The sequence below is a fragment of the Mediannikoviicoccus vaginalis genome (assembly GCF_928097925.1).
Lineage (GTDB): Bacteria > Bacillota > Clostridia > Tissierellales > Peptoniphilaceae > Mediannikoviicoccus > Mediannikoviicoccus vaginalis.
Genome location: NZ_CAKMRI010000001.1, coordinates 16,964 through 34,634, shown reverse-complemented (window position 1 = coordinate 34,634; position 17,671 = coordinate 16,964). Strand labels below are relative to the sequence as shown.

Annotated in this window: 16 protein-coding genes and 2 pseudogenes; 2 read left to right on the top strand and 16 right to left on the bottom strand. The window is 30.4% G+C overall.

Translation table 11 applies throughout. From position 1 onward, the window contains the following. Positions 1-7: 7 nt before the first annotated feature. The 6 genes from L6651_RS00165 to L6651_RS00140 form a co-directional block, all read right to left on the bottom strand. Positions 8-1,753: an ABC transporter ATP-binding protein gene (locus L6651_RS00165; protein WP_237036046.1), complete on the bottom strand. Its 1,746-nt coding sequence runs from the start codon at positions 1,751-1,753 to the stop codon at positions 8-10. Further along, positions 1,746-3,536 (bottom strand): ABC transporter ATP-binding protein, encoded by a 1,791-nt coding sequence (locus L6651_RS00160; RefSeq protein WP_019192375.1) that lies wholly within the window; start codon positions 3,534-3,536, stop codon positions 1,746-1,748. The genes L6651_RS00165 and L6651_RS00160 overlap by 8 nt, the downstream gene beginning before the upstream one ends. Then, entirely contained in the window at positions 3,526-4,995 is a 1,470-nt protein-coding gene (locus L6651_RS00155) for an ABC transporter ATP-binding protein (RefSeq protein WP_237036045.1), read from the bottom strand. The genes L6651_RS00160 and L6651_RS00155 overlap by 11 nt, the downstream gene beginning before the upstream one ends. Next, positions 4,980-5,693, bottom strand: a complete 714-nt coding sequence (locus L6651_RS00150; protein ID WP_000458692.1) for an energy-coupling factor transporter transmembrane component T family protein — start codon at positions 5,691-5,693, stop codon at positions 4,980-4,982. The genes L6651_RS00155 and L6651_RS00150 overlap by 16 nt, the downstream gene beginning before the upstream one ends. After that, positions 5,683-6,279, bottom strand: a complete 597-nt coding sequence (locus tag L6651_RS00145) for an MptD family putative ECF transporter S component (protein WP_237036044.1) — start codon at positions 6,277-6,279, stop codon at positions 5,683-5,685. The genes L6651_RS00150 and L6651_RS00145 overlap by 11 nt, the downstream gene beginning before the upstream one ends. Positions 6,280-6,402: 123 nt before the next feature. Beyond that, positions 6,403-7,041 carry a TetR/AcrR family transcriptional regulator gene (locus tag L6651_RS00140; RefSeq protein WP_237036043.1) on the bottom strand — a complete coding sequence of 213 codons (639 nt, stop codon included), beginning with the start codon at positions 7,039-7,041 and terminating at the stop codon, positions 6,403-6,405. A gap of 294 nt (positions 7,042-7,335) precedes the next feature. Between L6651_RS00140 and L6651_RS00135 the strand changes: the two genes are divergently transcribed. Together L6651_RS00135 and L6651_RS00130 are read left to right on the top strand one after the other, a co-directional pair. Then, a complete protein-coding gene (locus L6651_RS00135) occupies positions 7,336-7,692 on the top strand; it encodes a plasmid mobilization protein (RefSeq protein WP_237036042.1) in 357 nt (118 codons plus the stop codon). 1 nt (position 7,693) lies between these two features. After that, positions 7,694-9,025, top strand: a complete 1,332-nt coding sequence (locus L6651_RS00130; protein ID WP_237036041.1) for a relaxase/mobilization nuclease domain-containing protein — start codon at positions 7,694-7,696, stop codon at positions 9,023-9,025. 18 nt (positions 9,026-9,043) lie between these two features. Here the strand turns inward: L6651_RS00130 and L6651_RS00125 are convergent, their stop codons facing one another. From L6651_RS00125 to L6651_RS00085, 10 genes and pseudogenes are all read right to left on the bottom strand, one after another. After that, positions 9,044-9,865 carry an abortive infection family protein gene (locus L6651_RS00125; RefSeq protein WP_002836907.1) on the bottom strand — a complete coding sequence of 274 codons (822 nt, stop codon included), beginning with the start codon at positions 9,863-9,865 and terminating at the stop codon, positions 9,044-9,046. Between the two features lie 8 nt (positions 9,866-9,873). Continuing rightward, positions 9,874-10,677, bottom strand: coding sequence for a hypothetical protein (locus tag L6651_RS00120; RefSeq protein WP_002837011.1), 804 nt, complete (start codon positions 10,675-10,677; stop codon positions 9,874-9,876). Beyond that, positions 10,667-11,122, bottom strand: coding sequence for a hypothetical protein (locus L6651_RS00115; protein WP_002836919.1), 456 nt, complete (start codon positions 11,120-11,122; stop codon positions 10,667-10,669). The genes L6651_RS00120 and L6651_RS00115 overlap by 11 nt, the downstream gene beginning before the upstream one ends. 79 nt (positions 11,123-11,201) lie before the next feature. Further along, positions 11,202-11,418 (bottom strand): annotated as a pseudogene (locus tag L6651_RS00110) (helix-turn-helix domain-containing protein). 145 nt (positions 11,419-11,563) lie between these two features. Beyond that, a pseudogene (locus L6651_RS09335) lies at positions 11,564-11,883 on the bottom strand (DNA-binding protein); the annotation flags it as partial. Between the two features lie 381 nt (positions 11,884-12,264). Then, the gene (locus tag L6651_RS00105; RefSeq protein ID WP_237036040.1) at positions 12,265-13,164 is read right to left on the bottom strand and encodes an FRG domain-containing protein; all 900 of its coding nucleotides are present in this window, start codon (positions 13,162-13,164) and stop codon (positions 12,265-12,267) included. 172 nt (positions 13,165-13,336) lie between these two features. Then, positions 13,337-14,179: a nucleotidyl transferase AbiEii/AbiGii toxin family protein gene (locus L6651_RS00100; protein ID WP_237036039.1), complete on the bottom strand. Its 843-nt coding sequence runs from the start codon at positions 14,177-14,179 to the stop codon at positions 13,337-13,339. Further along, the gene (locus tag L6651_RS00095) at positions 14,176-14,763 is read right to left on the bottom strand and encodes a type IV toxin-antitoxin system AbiEi family antitoxin domain-containing protein (RefSeq protein ID WP_071125868.1); all 588 of its coding nucleotides are present in this window, start codon (positions 14,761-14,763) and stop codon (positions 14,176-14,178) included. Before L6651_RS00095 ends, L6651_RS00100 begins: the two co-directional genes overlap by 4 nt. Positions 14,764-15,074: 311 nt before the next feature. Further along, positions 15,075-16,751, bottom strand: coding sequence for a recombinase family protein (locus tag L6651_RS00090; RefSeq protein ID WP_237036038.1), 1,677 nt, complete (start codon positions 16,749-16,751; stop codon positions 15,075-15,077). A 96-nt stretch (positions 16,752-16,847) separates the two neighbouring features. Next, complete coding sequence (locus tag L6651_RS00085; RefSeq protein WP_237036037.1) at positions 16,848-17,009, bottom strand: hypothetical protein; 162 nt, start codon at positions 17,007-17,009, stop codon at positions 16,848-16,850. Positions 17,010-17,671 lie beyond the last annotated feature (662 nt).

The following is a 17,671-nucleotide window of genomic DNA, read 5'->3' as shown; positions in this document are numbered from 1 at the left end:
ACCAATTTTATATAATTTTAAGTCCTTTATTTTTTTCTTGCAGTTGTACCATATTTTTATAGATTCCATCTAAAGTCATTAAATCACTGTGAATTCCTTGTTCTGCAATATTCCCATCTTTTATTACAATAATATTATCAGCCTCTTTGATTGTGCCTAATCTATGGGCAATCACAAGCAATGTCTTGTTTTTTACCAATTCACTGATTGCTTCCTGTATATAGCTTTCATTGTCCACATCAACACTTGCTGTTGCCTCGTCAAGAATTACAATAGGAGCATCTTTTAATATGCAGCGAGCAATAGAAATTCTTTGTTTTTCACCACCGGATAGAGTTGCTCCTCCTTCTCCAATCATTGTGTCAAATCCATCAGGAAGTGCCATAATGAAGTCATAGCATCTTGCTTTTTTTGCGGCTTCTATAACTTCTTCTTTCGTCGCATTTTCTTTCCCCATGGCAATATTATTAAAAATCGTATCTTGGAATAAATACACTCTTTGGAAAACCATACTAATTTCCGACATCAATTCAGATAGTGAAACATCCTTTATATTCACTCCTCTAATCAAAATTTCACCGGAGTCTACATCCCAAAATCTCGCTAAAAGGTTGGCTACTGTAGATTTTCCTCCACCAGATGGTCCAACTAAAGCTGTCATTGTATTCTTTTTCATTTCAAAATTCATATCATGCAAAACCTCTTTTTCTCCATAAGAAAATTTCACATGATTAAAACTAATTTCCGGCTCACCAAACCTAGCCTTTAAGATATGTTTTTTACCTGTATCCTGTAGTTCTGTTTCGTTTAATAATTCTTCAATACGATCTAAAGCAGCATTCATAACTGTTAGCCTACTTGCTTCTCCATAAAGAGTTTTTAATGGACTAAATAAGTCAAATACAAATAGTATCAGTCCTAACACATAAGGAAGTTTCAACATTCCTTGTAAATGAAGATACAAAGCAAGTGCCAAAATAAATGTAATTCCGATACCATAAATGATGTTCAATCCGCTTGTCCAAGGTGTCATCTTCTTTTCAAACTTTATAGAAGTGTCTCTTGATGAAGCAAAGCTGTCTGTAAGAGCCTTTGAATTGTCTCCTAAAAGGTTATAGCTTTTGATTACACTAATTCCTTCTGCAAATGACAAAACTGCATCTGTTAGCTTCTCTCCTTGCTCTTGCCTGATAACAGCTTCAGATAAAGACATTTTATTCATTCTGCTTGCAAGTAATGTTGCTATTAGAGTTACACACACAGACACAAGACCTATTCTATAATCCAAAACAAACATGAATATAGTAAGCACAACGGTTGAAAGCACATAACTCATCATATTAGCTATGGTACTCATGGATACTTCCTCAATGAATGCCATATCTGAACTTAAAACAGAATTGATTTTTCCTAAATTTCCTGATGTGAAATATCCCATAGGAAGTTTTCTAAGGTGATTTCCAAGCTCCATCCTTTTGTCTGCAAAAATCAGAAAGCCGGCTGCACTTTGCAATTTATCGCTTAAGAAATGAACCACCGCTTGTAATAAAACCACTAAAACAAGTCCTATTCCTACATATAGAAAAGTTTTGGAGGTATTCGTTTTTTCATAAAATCCTATCAAAACGGTAAATGCAATAAATATAGGCATTTTACTTAATATGGATTCAACAAAGGCAAAAACAAATGCCCCTTTAATTCTATTTTTATACTTTCCTGACAAGTTTAAAATTCTTGATATTAGCTTAAACATTCATTTCACCTGCCTTTCTATCAATTTTCCATTCCTTACTAAATATTGTCGCATTCCATAATTTACGATACTCTGCTGATGATTCTAACAAGTCCTTATGTTTTCCATTTGCAACTAAACGACCATGATTCATTACCAATATTTGGTCTGCATCTACAATTGCCGGAAGTTTATGAGCAATTACAATCAATGTTTTACCTTTTACAAGTTCAGCAATCGCAGCTTCCATCTTTTCTTCATTTTCAGGATCTGCATAGGCTGTTGCCTCATCAAGTACAACAATCGGTGCATTTTTTAAGATAGCTCTTGCAAGGGATATTCTTTGTCTCTCTCCACCTGATAACATCTTTCCTGCCTCGCCAGCCAAAGAGTAAATACCATTTGGGAGCTTATCTAAAAATTCCATACACTGAGCTTTCTTTGCAGCTTCTATCACTTCTTCATCGGTAGCTGACAAATTTCCGATACGAATATTTTCTAAGAGTGAAGTATTAAATAAATATTGGTCTTGAGATACATAAGAAATCTCTTTATTCAGTGCCTTAAGACTCATATCCTGTAAATTTTGTCCTCCAATGCTAATGCTTCCCTCTAAAACATCATAGTAATGAATTAAGAGTTTCGCTAAAGTGCTTTTACCTGAGCCTGATTCTCCAACAATGGCTGTCTTTTCTCCAACTTTTGCTGTAAAGCTCACATTATGAATCACATTTTTAATGTATGTTTCAGGTTGTCCATTTTCTCCCATCTTGCTTAGTTGATAACCAAATGTAACATTGTCATAGGAAATAGTATGATCTATACCTTTAAACCTGTTTTCACCTTGTTTTAATGGTTCTATATTTAAAGCATCTTCCAATGCAGATATTTTATAATTAAGCTGTGGCATTGTTGGTAAAAATCCCAAAGCCTTTAAGAGTGGTAAGCCAATACTCAAAGATAGGCATAATACCAATATCAAATCAGAAAGACTAACATAGCCCATGTAAGCAAAGTAACCGCCAAGCGGCAATGTTAATATAATCGTGCATGGGAGCAAGGCACTATACAATGCCATCCATGGCCATGCAGTCTTATACCAAGCGAGTGCATAATCTCTATAATCTCCAACATCTTTAGAAAATCTTTGATAAGATTCCGTTTGCTTGTTAAACACTTTTACTACTTCCATACCATTCACATATTCAATAATGGTATTATTCATTTTTTCACTCGCCATATAATATGGTCCCATTTTTTTCATTCCCGCGGAATACATAATCATCATAGCGACAATGCTTAGTGGAATGGATGCCAAAGACATAAGTGCCAGTCTCCAGTCAACGAAAAACATTGCAATATATACCATTACAGGCACAATTAAATTGGCAATTCCTTCAGGCAATGAGTGTGCCAAAAGAACTTCCAAACTACCAATATCATCTACAAACATCTTTTTAATAGCACCTGTTCCCTTTTCTTCAATAGCTCCTAAGGGAAGATTCTCCATCTTTTTTTGTAGAGATGTTCTAAGTCCAAATAATGTGTTATATGCTGCCTTATGAGACATATTAAGAGCCAAACCACCTAATAATGCTTGCAAAACCAAACATATCAAAATACCGGCAAGCAAAATAACTAACCTTTTGAATTCCAAATTTTGTCCTAAAATCAAAGGATTTATAATCTGATAAGCAAATAGAAATGGCACAACTCCCATAATGACACTTAATAGCATAATAAAACTCGCTAAATGTATTGTTTTCTTATGCGAACCAGCATACTCAAAAACCTTATTTAACATCATTCTCCTCCTTAATCAAAGATTTTTTATTATCCATAAAATCCATAATGACTTGTTCATTTCCTTTTACAGATATTTTTTTATAATTTTCTCTGCCAATCATTAAAACAGAATGGCAAGTTTTGAATAGTAGTTCCAAGTCATGCGTAATAATTATAAATGGAACTTCCTCTGATTTTTCTGTAATTAAATCAGATATAATACTCATACTTCTATAATCAAGTCCAGAGGTCGGTTCATCTAAAACTATCAATTTTCGATTGGATAAAAACGAAGTAATAATCGCAAGTCTTTGTTTTTGACCACCAGACAATTTTTGTGGGTGGCTTACTTTCTTATGCCACAACTTTGTTTTCTTTAAGTAATCTCGTATTTCTTCTAAATCACTTTCCGTATTCTTTTCTTTACAAAATATCAGCTCATTTTCCACAGTGTCTAAAAAAATCTGAGCATCAACATCTTGCAAAACTAAATAAGAATTTTTCAATCGTTCCTTCTTGTTCTTTCCATAATTCACATCTAATCTTTTTTCTGAAAGCCCACACAAAGAATTTGCTAATGCTGTTTTCCCAATTCCATTAGAACCAATAATTCCCATGATTTCTTTTTCTTTAATGTCAAAAGTCAAATCTTTTATCAAAGTTCTTTTTCCTTGGTGAATATTTGCATTGTCGACTTTTATATAGCTTCTGGTTTTTAATGGCTCTTTTTCCGACACAAGTTCTTTTTCATTTAATGTTCTTAATTCCAGTTCTTTACACTTCCGGTTATCGAGTTCACCTTTTTTAAAAATATTTTCTACCGTTCCATCTTTCATATAGACAAGACGATCAAAAATATTTTTAAGGTAATACAATCTATGTTCAGCTATTACAATTGTCTTGCCAATCGCTTTTAACTTAACAAGTATGTTTTCAAATTTCCTTATACTGTCATAATCAAGGCTACTTGAAGGTTCATCGAAAAAGATAATGTCTGTATCATAAATAAGTGTTCCTGCTATCGCCACCTTTTGTCTTTCTCCACCAGACAATTCAAAGATAGATTTTTTTCTTATATGACCTATCTCCAGTAAATTTAATGCTTTATCTACCTTTTCTTTTAATAAGTTCCCATCTAACCCAAGATTTTCTCCTACCAAAGCAACTTCATCTTCAACCACATCGCAAAAGAACTGATCCTTGGGATTTTGAAATACATTTCCTATATATTTTGCAAGTTCACCTTTCTGATACGAAGATATTTCTTTTCCCAAAAGCTCAACATTACCTTCTAAATTTCCTTCGTAAAAATATGGAATGAGTCCATTTAGAAGTCTTAAAAATGTTGTTTTCCCACATCCTGAAAGACCTGTTAATACAACTATCTCTCCTTTTTTTACAGACAGTTTTAAGTCTTTTAGTACTAAGTCCTCTCCGTATGAAAATTTGCGTATATTTGCTTCTAAGATATTTTCCATACACTCACCAAAACCAAAATTATTCCAATCATTAACATTACAATATCGATAAAAGTAAATTTTACATCATGGAAACTTGTTTTTTTACCATCATATTCAATGCCTTTTGATATGATTGAACAAGTTAAGGTATCGCTTATATCTATGCACTTATACATAAGAGGAACAAAATATAATTCAAATGTTTTAATTGGTTTGAAAATACTTGCTTTAAATCCTCTAATTTTCATGCCATTGTTTATTTCCTTCATCCTAATAGAAATTTCCGGAATAAAACGAAAAAACAGTGTGATTCCTATACCTATTCCACCATCAATACCAATTTTTCTAAATGCAGCAATTAGATGCGAAGAACTATATGAAGACAGCACTTTTCCCAAAATGAAAAGTGGAGCAAATTTCAACACTATAAGTAGCATTGTATATATAGAACCAACCAAAACATTTCCTAAGTGGGGTTTCAGCAAATAAATAAGTCCCCATACTATAAGCAATGAACATATCGTTCTAAATGCCTTTCTTATAGAAAATAAGAATAATAGTCCTAAGACAAAAATAAGGGAAAATAAATATTGTGATTGCTCTCCAACAGTTAGAATAACTGAAAATAGTAAAATCAACCCAACTATAGTAAGTGGGTTGATTTTATCTAATAGTTGGTATCCTTCTATATAGTTTTTTTCACCTTTACAAAACACTTTTTTTCTTCCTGTTGCTAAAGAATTTGTTGTAAATATATGTTCCAAAATTAGCACCAATAATTGATGCAACGATTGCGATCACTACGCAAATTGCAATGTTTTTAGGGGTGTAAAAATTATAAAGAAATGTTGCATAGTCTGTTGTAAACATCTTAGGGAATTGTTTTGTAAGACCTTCTACTCCAAATACGAATGTGAAATACATCGCATGAAGCGAATATATAAACATACCAGCACCAAAACCAAGTCCTACTTTCATATTATTGCCTGAGTAATTTTCCTTTTTACCAATCACAAGCTCTGCTAATATTCCTGCAATTGCACAAACTACTATTACAGGCCACATTCCCATAAGAGCATAGAACACGCCGAGTAATAAGAAATATAAGAATGCTGTTCCTCTTTGTGCGACTTGTTTACACATTATTACAAAAACTGGTGCGGCAATAATTGTTGCAAGTGCCGATGATAAATACAAACTCGGAATCATTCCAAAAGAACCTGTCAAAAATCCTAATCCCATCGTAAGAACAAATCCAATAACAGAAAATACTGCTATTTTTACAATACCTTTTAAATTCATTTTTCTCCTCCTTGAATACATATAATATTTTTTATCTGCTTGTAAAGCAGCATGTTGCCAATTTGTATAAAATTAAATCTTTAATATAACTAAGTTATATTTGATGCAAAAAAATTTTCCATTTTACAAACCTCTTATTTTGCCCCATCCTTCATTAAAGAATTTTGAAATTAGTTTGGCATTTAATTCTACTTCTTCTCTGCTTTTAGAATGAACAGCAACTTCAGATAAAGCATAATAATATGCATGGTTAATTAAGTGAATTCCCATATCGGTTATTACACTACCGACACCATCTTCACCATAAATCATGCTTAATATTTTGATGTGATTTTTATCTTCTATTTCCACGAGTTCATCTAAAAAATTACTGTATTTTGTTCCATAAGAACCAAACACTAATAACTCAAACGCATCTTTATTTTCAAAAAAATACAAGACCATCTTAACAGCACCATGTGCTTTAGAGTCTAAAATTTTATAAATGGTTTCTTTCCCAAGCGGAACTTCCTTTTTATATGTCTCAAAACTCTTATCCTCATACATAGCATAGTATTTTCGTATTCGGCTTATAATCGGCTCAACTAACTCAGAAAAAAGTGCTTCCTTATCATCAAAATGACCATAAAACGCCCCAGTAGTAACACCTGCTTCTTTGCAAATAGCTCTTAAATTTGCCTTTTCAAATCCTTGTTCTTTGAAAATTTTCTTACCGCTATTAAGAATCCTATTATGAGTTACTTCATAATCTCCGTTTGCCATGATTTGCCCTCCTTCCTTTAAATATAACTTAGTTATATTATAGCACTTGTTGTGTTTAAAAGTCAAGATATTGATATACATACATTGACTTTTATGTTATAATTAAATAATAAATTCAAAACTTGCTTAATGCTTGCTATCTAATTCTTTCTTTTGTAGCAAGCACAGTAAGTGTACGGACACTTACGAAAAAATTAATGGAGCAGACCTTTACGGAATGCTCCATTTTTTTAATTTTTACCTTGTTAGGGAGAACCCTAAGACCCCAAAATATATTTTATAAAGGAGAATAAAATGGCAAATAGATTTAGAAATGAAAGAATCGAAATAAAACTAACCAAAGAAGAAAAAGAAGTTTTTGAAAAGAAAATGAAACTTGCTAATTGCAAAACTATGTCCCATTTTCTTAGAAAATGCGTATTAGAAAAAGAAATTTATGTAGTAGATTTAGAACCATTTAGAGATCTCCAATGGCTACTTTCGAATGCAACAAATAATATAAACCAGATTGCAAAAGCTACTAATACAACTGGTGTTATTTACAAAAATGAAATTGAATCGATGAATAAACGGATAGAAAATTTATCAAGAGAAATATGGCAGATCCATTCCCTACTTCTTAATAAATCAAAAGAAAGCTATGGTGACTAATATGGCAATTACAAAAATACATCCTATAAAATCAACTCTAAATTTGGCAATAGATTATATAACTAAGAGTGAAAAAACTAATGAAAAAGTCTTGGTATCTTCATTTAAATGTTATCCATCTACTGCCCATATTCAATTTATGAAAACACGAGAAGACAATGATACTAAAGGTACAGTCTTAGCTAGACATTTAATCCAATCTTTTCTACCAGGAGAGGTTGATCCTATAAAAGCTCATGAAATTGGAATGGAATTATGTAAGAAAATTTTAAAAGAAGATTATGAATTTGTTCTTGCAACTCATATAGATAGAGGGCATATCCATAACCATATTATTTTTAATAATGTTAATTACAAGACTGGTAAATGCTACCAATCTAACAAAAAAACTTACCATAAAATCAGGTATCAAAGTGACGAATTATGTAAAGAAAATAAGCTTTCAGTCATTGATGAATATTATGAAGCTTACAAAAGAAAATACAAAACTGCTGGTAAATCTTGGTACGAATATGACCAAAATAAGAAAGGAAATTCTTGGAAGTCTAAACTGCAATTTGATATAGATAGAATGATTAATAAGTCTAAATCGTGGGAAGAGTTTTTAGAAAATATGAAGTCTCTTGATTATGAAATTAAGTTTGGTAAACATATTGCTTTTCGTCATAAAGATAAGCAAAGATTTACAAGAGCTAAGACTATCGGTGAAGATTATACTGAAGAGAAAATCAAAGAAAGAATAGATTTAGCTATTAAAAACAAAGCTAATCCTACTAAAAAACGAGTGGGAAATGTTATTGATATATCTACTAATGAAAAAGTACAATCTTCTAAAGGTTATGAAGTTTGGGCAAGAAAACACAATATCAAAACAATGGCTGATTCAATAATTAAACTTAGAGAACAAGGAATTAATTCAATTACACAACTCGATGATCTTATTAAAAAATCTGCAGATGATAGACAAGACTTGTTAGATGAAATAAAGAAAATTGAAGCTGAAATGAAGAGTCTATCTCAAGATATGGAAAATATAAATACTATAAATAAGTATCGTGAAATCTATAAATACCACAAGAAAAATCCTGAGGATAAACAATTTGCAGAAGAATATTATAGTGAACTTTCCGTCTACAAAATAGCTGCTAAAGAAATTTTAGAAAACTATAAAAAACTACCAAACACAAAAGAAATACTAGCAAACCTCGATAAATTGCAAGAAAAAAAGAACACCCTTATGCAAGAGTATTCTTTGAATAAAGAACAATTTTCCGACCTTGTTCAGTATAGGAAAAACTATGAAAATTATTATGGAAAAGAGGTGGAGAGGTAACATCTTCACTTCTTTCTCTTATAAATTTTTACTATTTTCGATTTCTCTAAAAGAATCCCAAAGATATCTAGTCAATGTTATGCTCGCACCCACAGAAAGTTCTGCATGTTTTTTACTCAAAGCTTTAAAATTCCTTTCTCTTCCATGTCCACTTCCATAATGATTTCTAAGATCGTTAATTCCTGAAGCAAGTCCATTTAAACTCCCTGTAATTTGCTTTACTATTTTGTCTTCAGTTTCATCAATTATCATGCTTTCATTTGGAATTTTTAAACACTTAAAGGTTTCTTTAACTAATTGTGTTAATTTTAAGTTATCTTTTTTATTCTCTCCTAAATTATTGCAAATTTCCTTGCAACAACTTTCAAGTAGTTCCTTTGACTTTCCTATTGCTTCTGTGGGATTTCTATCCACCATTTCTAGCATTAAATCAATTTGAGAATTAATATATTCAGATGAGAATTTAATTTTCAAAACTTCTGCTTCTGACATAAGATTTGAGCTATTTGATAATTCTCGATTAATAATATCTTTACACTTAATGTATAGAGATTTGAATGAAGTTCCTCTATTATTTTTTTTATTTTCTTCTATCTCATCACTAAAATAAACAGAGTAAAACTCTAAAAGATCTTTATATAGTTTAGCAATTTTATAAGAATCACCCTCGTTTGTAAATTCTCTAAGTGACTTTCCTTTTGACAAATGATATTTTTCACATAATCTTATCCCTATACTTTGAAATGTAAACTCATCAAAATCATTCGTAGAAAAATCTAGAACATAGCCACCTCTATTAAATAATTCATCAAGATATCCTTTTTCTATATAACTAAGCATAGTTAAACCTACTTTATAATTCCTAGTAATGAACCTAATTTGTTTATACCTTCAATAAAATCTGGAAGTGTTGCTATGGAGCCGATCATAAATTTTAACGAATTAAAGCTCGTTTTTAATAGATTTTTGTTAGGATTTGCTTTGACTACTTCTCCTTTTATCAACTCCATATTTCCCATTAAAATACTTCGTTTATCTTCGTCATCTATATTTTCCAATAGGATTTCCAATTTTGATATTTCTTCATCAATTTCATTCTTATTTAAGTAATTATTTTGTATTGCATCTATAGATGAATTATCACTAGCTAAATTTACCTGAACACCAGAACTATTTATGTTAATTTCATATTTATTATTGTCATCGTAACCCATATCAGTTGCTATATCTTTAATATATTCTTCAATCCCTGAAATAAATGGATAAACCATTCTATTCCCAAAGCTTTGTGCCATATCTTGATACTTGTTGCTATTAGCGTAAAACCACCCAAAGTTAATGGTGTTTAAATTATTTTCTAAAATGTATTTAAAAGTAGAGTATAAAAGATACAATCTTTTTCCAGTATTACTTCCCAAATCTAAACATTGTCTACCATAAGATGAATATACATTATTTATACTTTCCTCTAAATCACCTATATCATATTTGAAACTTTCAATATAATTTTTTATCAAAGATGTCTTATCTACATAATCTATAAATTCTCTTAGGAGGTCGATTTGTTCCCTATAATCTGCATTAATTACATCTGAACCCAATCCTCTAAATTTTCTACTGATTTTTCTTAGTTCTTTCTTATTAATCTCCATCTACAATCTCCCCACAAAAAGGACAATATCCACCCTCAAGATTTTTTATGCTACTAATTTTTGCTTTTTTCTTGCAACACTCATAATATTTTTCTTCAAAATCTCCAGTTTTTCGTCCTATGGGTATCTCTGGCTGCTTTTTAATTTTCTCGGTTTTAATTCTAATTTCTGAGTTTTTGAAACTTTTTTTCATAGTGGCTGAAAATTCATTTAATATATCAGCTACTTTGTTCTCTATCATCCTCTCCGCTAGATTTATTGTTTCATCATCTAAATAGTCTTGGTGTTTTAAACCACAGTTCGGACACCAAATATCTAAATTTGTGTCATCTTCTATATCATCTACAAGAAGCATAAATCTCTCTCCACAAGATGGGCACTTTAATAAAACATAACCATCAGAATCCGCTGGAATACTTATTTCTAGCGTTTCAAAATCTTTCATCATTAACTACCTCTACTAATTAAATTTTAACAACTTTCTATTATCAAAAGCACAATCTAAATCATATTCAAGATTTATATTAAGATATATCTCTATCATTTCTCCTATATTCAATAATATCTCCAATATAACATTGAAAATACTCACAAATCTTCCCTAATGTTTCTAAACTTACATTTTCATCTTTTCCCATCTTGGCTATTGTCTTGGGAGTAGTTGCTATTGCACATTGTAAGTCTTTTTTTCATATTTTTATCTATTAATAACTTCCTTAATTTATTATATGAAAATCCCATATCATTCTCCAATACTATATTTTACCTTTCTAAACGTATGGATTTATTATTTAATTATAGCATATAACACTGATTCCTTTCAATTATATGATTCACTGCGTTAAAACGAGCAAAAAAATAAAGACAGTCCGAAGACCGCCGTTATTTATCTTTCTGCACCTTTGCTATGGTCTTTCTTATTTGACCTAGCTTTGTCATCTGTCTTAAAGCTCTTTATTTACCCTAATATGGACTTTTTATCTTTTCTTGACTCTTTACTTGTTCTTTTGTTTTTAATAGCTTAGAAGACAAAATACGAACATTTTTATGTTCTTTCCCGTTGTTATCAATACTTGTTTTTACTTGTCCGAAGATTTTAACAAAATCGCCTTGTTTAAGATTCTCTAAATCTTTTATCTTATCTCCATAGGCTGAACAATTGGTATAAGCTTTATTTCCATCGTCATCTTTATAAATAATTGAAAATTACTTACTTTAAAGTTTTCTATAGTATCGTATTTGACTCCAACACTGATTCAATTTTAAATATCTTCTTTGTTTAATGTAGAATTTAAATAAAAGGATAATTTCTTATACCTCTTCTATATAAAAATCTTCTAGTAATTCAAATTTTGATTTTCTTACTTTACTCTTTTTATACACATATTTAGCTATGTTATCAGGATCGTTAAATAATTTTTTCTATTTATCCTAATAAATCTAAATCTTTACAATTTCTATTTTATTTTCAATTTCTATGGAAATATCAGAACTATTTTCTGTATATAATCCTCTTTTCTTGTTTATTCAAAATATTAAATGGTGAATATAAAATATTTTGATAAATAAATCTACCAGATTGTAATGTCATTCTATCAAAATTAATATTAGGTAATATAATATCATTGGAAAATCAGGTACTTCATAAATATTATTACCATACTTTTTAATTAACAAATATATAAAAGTTGTTAAATATATTATTACATAATCTTCTAATTTCTGTATTTTTAGTTCAAATGAATAATTTTTTAATTTTGATAATTGGAAAAAAATATCCCTCCACATATCCAACTCTTCATTTTTGTTTTTAAGAAATACTTGAAGTAGCCTTTGATTTAATTCATTTGGCCTATCCATAATGTATCCTTCTTTAATTCCCTTATCATACCAATCTACAGCTTTTATTATTTCAGACGTATATGCATTGTGTTTACTTTTTTTTAATAAAACTTTGATCATATTTAAATTATTAGATAATGAAATTATGAATCCTTTTCTATTATTCTTATAAAATTTTAATAATTTATTATAAAACATAACTTTTGTTTCATTTTGTTCGATTAAATCATTATAAAAGTATTGTATTTTTCTTCCTGAAATTTCATCACTAAATTTTATGAAATTATTTTTCTTAAATACATGGATATATCCTGTGTATTCAAAGTTATCACAACATGAAAAGTATAAAGCTACTAAAGCTGAACTTGTAATATCTATTAAATTTGTAGGCAATCCATGGTGTTGTGAATAAGATATAAAATTTGACTTTTCAATATCACTTAATTGTGCACTAACCTCATAGAAATATTCATCTATCATCTCATCAATTATAGATCTATCTGAGTCATTAAAATTATCTCTATAACATGATGCTGCAATATTTGTATATTTCCTAGATTCTCCCCTAAAATATGCATCCAATAAATTTTTTTCTTTAAGAATTTTAATATAATCATATAAACTGCGAGCTCTTAATACTTCCATACTACCTCCTTATTGTTTACACTTTTTTATTATCTACTTAGGCTGAACAATTGACATACAATTTCTTAGTTTTAAATACTCTGATCAAAAGGTAAAAAAGAATTAGATTAATTCCACTTCTTTAGTCTTTAATATTTTCTTGCCTATGATTTGCCAGACAGTGTCTGTTAAATTACAGCTCATTAATCCTATCTGATAGAATTGTCACTACATCAACTACCTTATCAAAGATCAAATCTCCAATGTATTTATTTTCAATGAGATATACTTCCCACAAGGATCTCAGGTATGAATCTTCTTTTATGTCCTCGATTATTTCCTCATAGTCTTTAATTATCTCCTGACTTCCTCTTTTGTTTGAGGTTCTCTCTATTGCTTCTTTTAAAATTTCATAATCTATCTCATCTTTTTTTAGTTTGTAGAGGGTGTATAAGTCGTAAAAGTCTCTCATTCGTGTTGTTGTTATATTTCTTCTGATTATGGTTTCGTATTTTTCTGCTAATATTGTTTCTAATGGATATGCCATTATTTTTATATCTTCTTTGCTAAAGATACAGGGATAGGTATATTCTATTTCCCTTGGTGTTATTGCATCTCCTGTTGTTAAGTCTAGTTTCATTGGGTTTTTAGTTTTCCTAACATTTGCTATTAGTGAAATTCTAAAGTTCTCGTACTCATCCTCTTCTCTTATATAAGAGATGTCTTTTATTTCAAATTTTATCCCATCATCTACATTAATATTAATAATTTCTTCTACTATTTCTTTTATTTTTTCTTCTTTTAGAGCTATGCCTTTAATGGTTGTGTCCATATCCATAGTTGTTCTATTTTCAATCCCAATTAAAGATGATATAAGAAATCCTCCCTTAATTACAAAATTATTTTTGTATTGTGATTTAGATAGCCTTTCTAAAAATCTTTCGAAAAAATATATTTGAAGAACTTCTTGCGACTTTAGATTTTTCTTCTCTGCCAGACTTCTTATCTTGCCCTTTATACTCTCGATATTAATCATGATAATACCTCCATGTATTTTCTAATTTCATCTTCTATTTTAAATAGTCTACTGTATTTTATGAGTCGTCTTAGATTTTTATTTGGTGATTTAAAGTATCTTTTTATGGCATCTGTAAAAATTTGCTTATCTATTTTTTCTCTGTCGATTATGATGTCGCAAATTGTTCTTTCGATATCATAAACTGGGATAAAATTGCCTTGGGGCGATTTTATTTGTGTCTTGCCAATCTCGTACAAGTCTTTTTTTACATAGTGAACTTGGAGGTCTTTATATCTATTTTTGATATGACTTGCATTATAGCCTTGGGGTACAGATATATGAAATACATTTGGAGTTCTGTCTGATATGTCGTGTAGGTATAGGGCTGTTTGATGGGAAAATATAATTCGAATACTATTAGATGATATTAAAACAAAATCGTCTATTACTTTTCCTTTTAATTGATATAGCCCCGGTCTTAATCTTTCTAATTGTCCGCTCTTTGTTAATTCTGATAGATTATGCCTAGTATATCCAAGCTCTTCTGCTTCTTTGTTAGTAATTACTAAATTTTCTTGTATATATTCTTTAAGTGTATTCATAGTCCGCCTCCTCTCGTCTTCGCTTTTATTATATATTGTAAAAGCGAATATGTAAAGTTGGCTTATAAGTTTTCCATTTTTAAAAAGGATGTAACGAATTCTTACACCCTTTAATAAAAAAGAGCAGCCTTTTACGCTACTCTTGTAGAAAGTACAAAATGAGTTAATTATATTTTTTGTGTTTCCTCATACTAGTCTCAAGACTACACTCACATCCATGTAGTTTTTTTGAGTCTTTTTGACGTATCCTTCTTCATCTTTATCGAAGACAAAATGCTTATAAAACTGCTTAAAATGCAGGATTTCTATATTTACATCTTTTGTATCAACGCTATAGTCTCAACTTGTTCATTATTGTCCAAACTTATATTCAAATCATCGTCTATAATTGGGAGCTTGAAAGTAATTGATTTTAGCCATTGTCCGTTAGGTTGTTTTTCTTCATAAACTTGAATTTCAGAAATCAAAGCTGTAATTAACTGCCTACGCTCTACATCATTCATGACTTTATAGAGTTTATCAAAATAGATCAGAACCTTATATATGTTATCTCCTGTGAGTTTTTCAGCTTCAATAGTCTGTTTCTTTGCTTTCGCATCAATTAGTGATGATTCTAATTCATCTATTTTGTCATACATGCGATAAAGTCTATCGTCTAAATCCTGTTTTCTTCTCTTATAATGCTTATCTTCAACATCTAAATTATCTATTTCCTCAATTAGCTTAAACTTTGTAGAATGACTCTTCCTCAATTCCTTTTGGTAATTATCTATTTCTTTTTCTATTTCAGAGGTGTCCACCTTCATGTTGATTTTTTCTTGCATCATAGAAGCAAATTTCGGATTACTTACAATCTTGACAATCACCTCTGCAACAGCATCATCTAACAATTCTTCTCTAATTTGCTTACGGAATGTACACTTATGACCTCTTATCATCTGCCTATGTTTACAACCATAGTAATAAAAATCTTTATATTTTGTGCCATCTTTCTTTTTCTTGGTACACTTGTTTCCAAACATTCCCACTCCACATATCGGGCATTTTACAATTCCAGAAAGCAAGTGTGTGCGTGTATCTTTTCCTTTATTCACATGCTCATATTTCTTTGCTTGAGATTTTAGCTTAACCTGAGCAGCTTGCCAAACTTCATCAGAAACTATAGCTTCATGTATCCCTTCAGATATTAGATACTCATCTTGTTCAACCTGCTTATATTCATTTCTTGTACCATGAACTTTTTCTAAAGTTCTTCTTCCAAATGCTATTTTCCCATTATATACAGGATTCTTTAATATCTTTCTTATAAGACCTGCGTCAAACAATGGATTTTTTCCATTTTGTCTTGGTATTTTTCTAATTCCATGATTCTCTAAGTATTTAGATATCCCATTGGCTCCTATCGTAGTATTTACATACTGGTCGAAAATCGTTCTTATGGCAACTGCCTCTTCCTCATTTATAAACAACTTTCCATCTTCAAGTTTATATCCATACGGAGCAAAGCCACCATTCCATTTTCCTTCCCTTGCTTTTTGAATTCGACCTTCCATTGTTTGAATACGAATGTTTTCTCTTTCTATTTCAGCCACAGCTGATAAAACAGAAATCATTAGTTTCCCGGCATCTTTAGATGAATCAATGCCATCTTCAACGCAAATAAGATTAACTCCATAATCCTGCATTATCTGAAGTGTAGAAAGAACATCAGCGGCATTTCTTGCAAATCTTGATAACTTAAACACAAGAACAAAAGATACTCCATCCTTTCCAGATCTTATATCTTCCATCATTCGATTGAACTGTTTTCTACCTTCAATAGACTTGCCAGACTTTCCGGCATCTTCATACTCTCCAACAATTTCATAATCGTTGTAAATAGCAAAAGCTTTCATTCGTGATTTTTGTGCCTCTAACGAATACCCCTCTATCTGTATTGACGTAGATACTCGTGTATAGAGGTATACTTTTATTTTTTCTTTTGACATAGCATTAACCTCAATATAACTTTCTATATCATATATAAACTTTGATTTTTGAATTTAAGTTTGGACTATAATTTCAAGTATATTATAACACTTTTATTAGTCCGTCTCAATTAGTGTTTTTGCCATGTCTAAACTATTTTTCATCTCTTGATTTTTTGCTGGCGTTGGATCGGGCAGATTATCTAAATCTAAAACACCAGCATATTTTGCAATCAGATTTGCTATTAAATCAGCCAATCCATTCCAGTCATTGTCCAATATATACCTCCTCTCTCTAAAGTTTTATATCTAATAATTATTTGTTTAATTAAGTTTTACGACATTGACAAGTGCTTTGGATTAGCAACATAGGAATCTCACCTCCGCCTCTATTCCGGATGAGCCGGCTTCAACCTTAGAAGTATCATTATCCTCATTTTCTTCATAGCGGATAGGGTATCCCTCCCTATATTCAAACTCTTACTTATCGCTCTCTTTCTTCTTCCCTTGCTTTTAGCTTAGCAGTACTTATTATGCCGAATTATTCAGCAGAAAGATCTTGGCGGATAGGTTATTACGCTCCAAAAATAATTAACGTCTTGTCTTGGTCTATTCAATTGTTAAGGTTCAAAATTTATCGAGAGTTATTAATCTTTTTAAAATTTGACCATCAGAAAATATTTATCTTGATGAAACAAAATTCTTTAAAATTACCCTCTTATACTTAACAGTGAAAAGAAGTCTTTCTTGGTAACCAATTTTGAAATAGAATTTGCTTATATAAAAAGGTCCAATTCCCACTGCATAAGTAGCAGTGAAAATTAGACCCTCTTGGTAACTGTCATCTAAAAGTCTTCTAGCATTTCTTTAATTTTCTAATCGCCTTTTAAGTGTCATATTTACATTTTTATTATCTCTGGCATACTTTGATATCTTTTTAG

What these genes read in the sequence shown, in the direction of transcription:
- L6651_RS00165 (WP_237036046.1), bottom strand. Translation starts at nt 1,753, where the DNA reads ATGTTTAAGCTAATATCAAGAATTTTAAACTTGTCAGGAAAGTATAAA.
- L6651_RS00160 (WP_019192375.1), bottom strand. Translation starts at nt 3,536, where the DNA reads ATGTTAAATAAGGTTTTTGAGTATGCTGGTTCGCATAAGAAAACAATA.
- L6651_RS00155 (WP_237036045.1), bottom strand. Translation starts at nt 4,995, where the DNA reads ATGGAAAATATCTTAGAAGCAAATATACGCAAATTTTCATACGGAGAG.
- L6651_RS00145 (WP_237036044.1), bottom strand. Translation starts at nt 6,279, where the DNA reads ATGAATTTAAAAGGTATTGTAAAAATAGCAGTATTTTCTGTTATTGGA.
- L6651_RS00140 (WP_237036043.1), bottom strand. Translation starts at nt 7,041, where the DNA reads ATGGCAAACGGAGATTATGAAGTAACTCATAATAGGATTCTTAATAGC.
- L6651_RS00135 (WP_237036042.1), top strand. Translation starts at nt 7,336, where the DNA reads ATGGCAAATAGATTTAGAAATGAAAGAATCGAAATAAAACTAACCAAA.
- L6651_RS00130 (WP_237036041.1), top strand. Translation starts at nt 7,694, where the DNA reads ATGGCAATTACAAAAATACATCCTATAAAATCAACTCTAAATTTGGCA.
- L6651_RS00125 (WP_002836907.1), bottom strand. Translation starts at nt 9,865, where the DNA reads ATGCTTAGTTATATAGAAAAAGGATATCTTGATGAATTATTTAATAGA.
- L6651_RS00120 (WP_002837011.1), bottom strand. Translation starts at nt 10,677, where the DNA reads ATGGAGATTAATAAGAAAGAACTAAGAAAAATCAGTAGAAAATTTAGA.
- L6651_RS00115 (WP_002836919.1), bottom strand. Translation starts at nt 11,122, where the DNA reads ATGAAAGATTTTGAAACGCTAGAAATAAGTATTCCAGCGGATTCTGAT.
- L6651_RS00105 (WP_237036040.1), bottom strand. Translation starts at nt 13,164, where the DNA reads ATGGAAGTATTAAGAGCTCGCAGTTTATATGATTATATTAAAATTCTT.
- L6651_RS00100 (WP_237036039.1), bottom strand. Translation starts at nt 14,179, where the DNA reads ATGATTAATATCGAGAGTATAAAGGGCAAGATAAGAAGTCTGGCAGAG.
- L6651_RS00095 (WP_071125868.1), bottom strand. Translation starts at nt 14,763, where the DNA reads ATGAATACACTTAAAGAATATATACAAGAAAATTTAGTAATTACTAAC.
- L6651_RS00090 (WP_237036038.1), bottom strand. Translation starts at nt 16,751, where the DNA reads ATGTCAAAAGAAAAAATAAAAGTATACCTCTATACACGAGTATCTACG.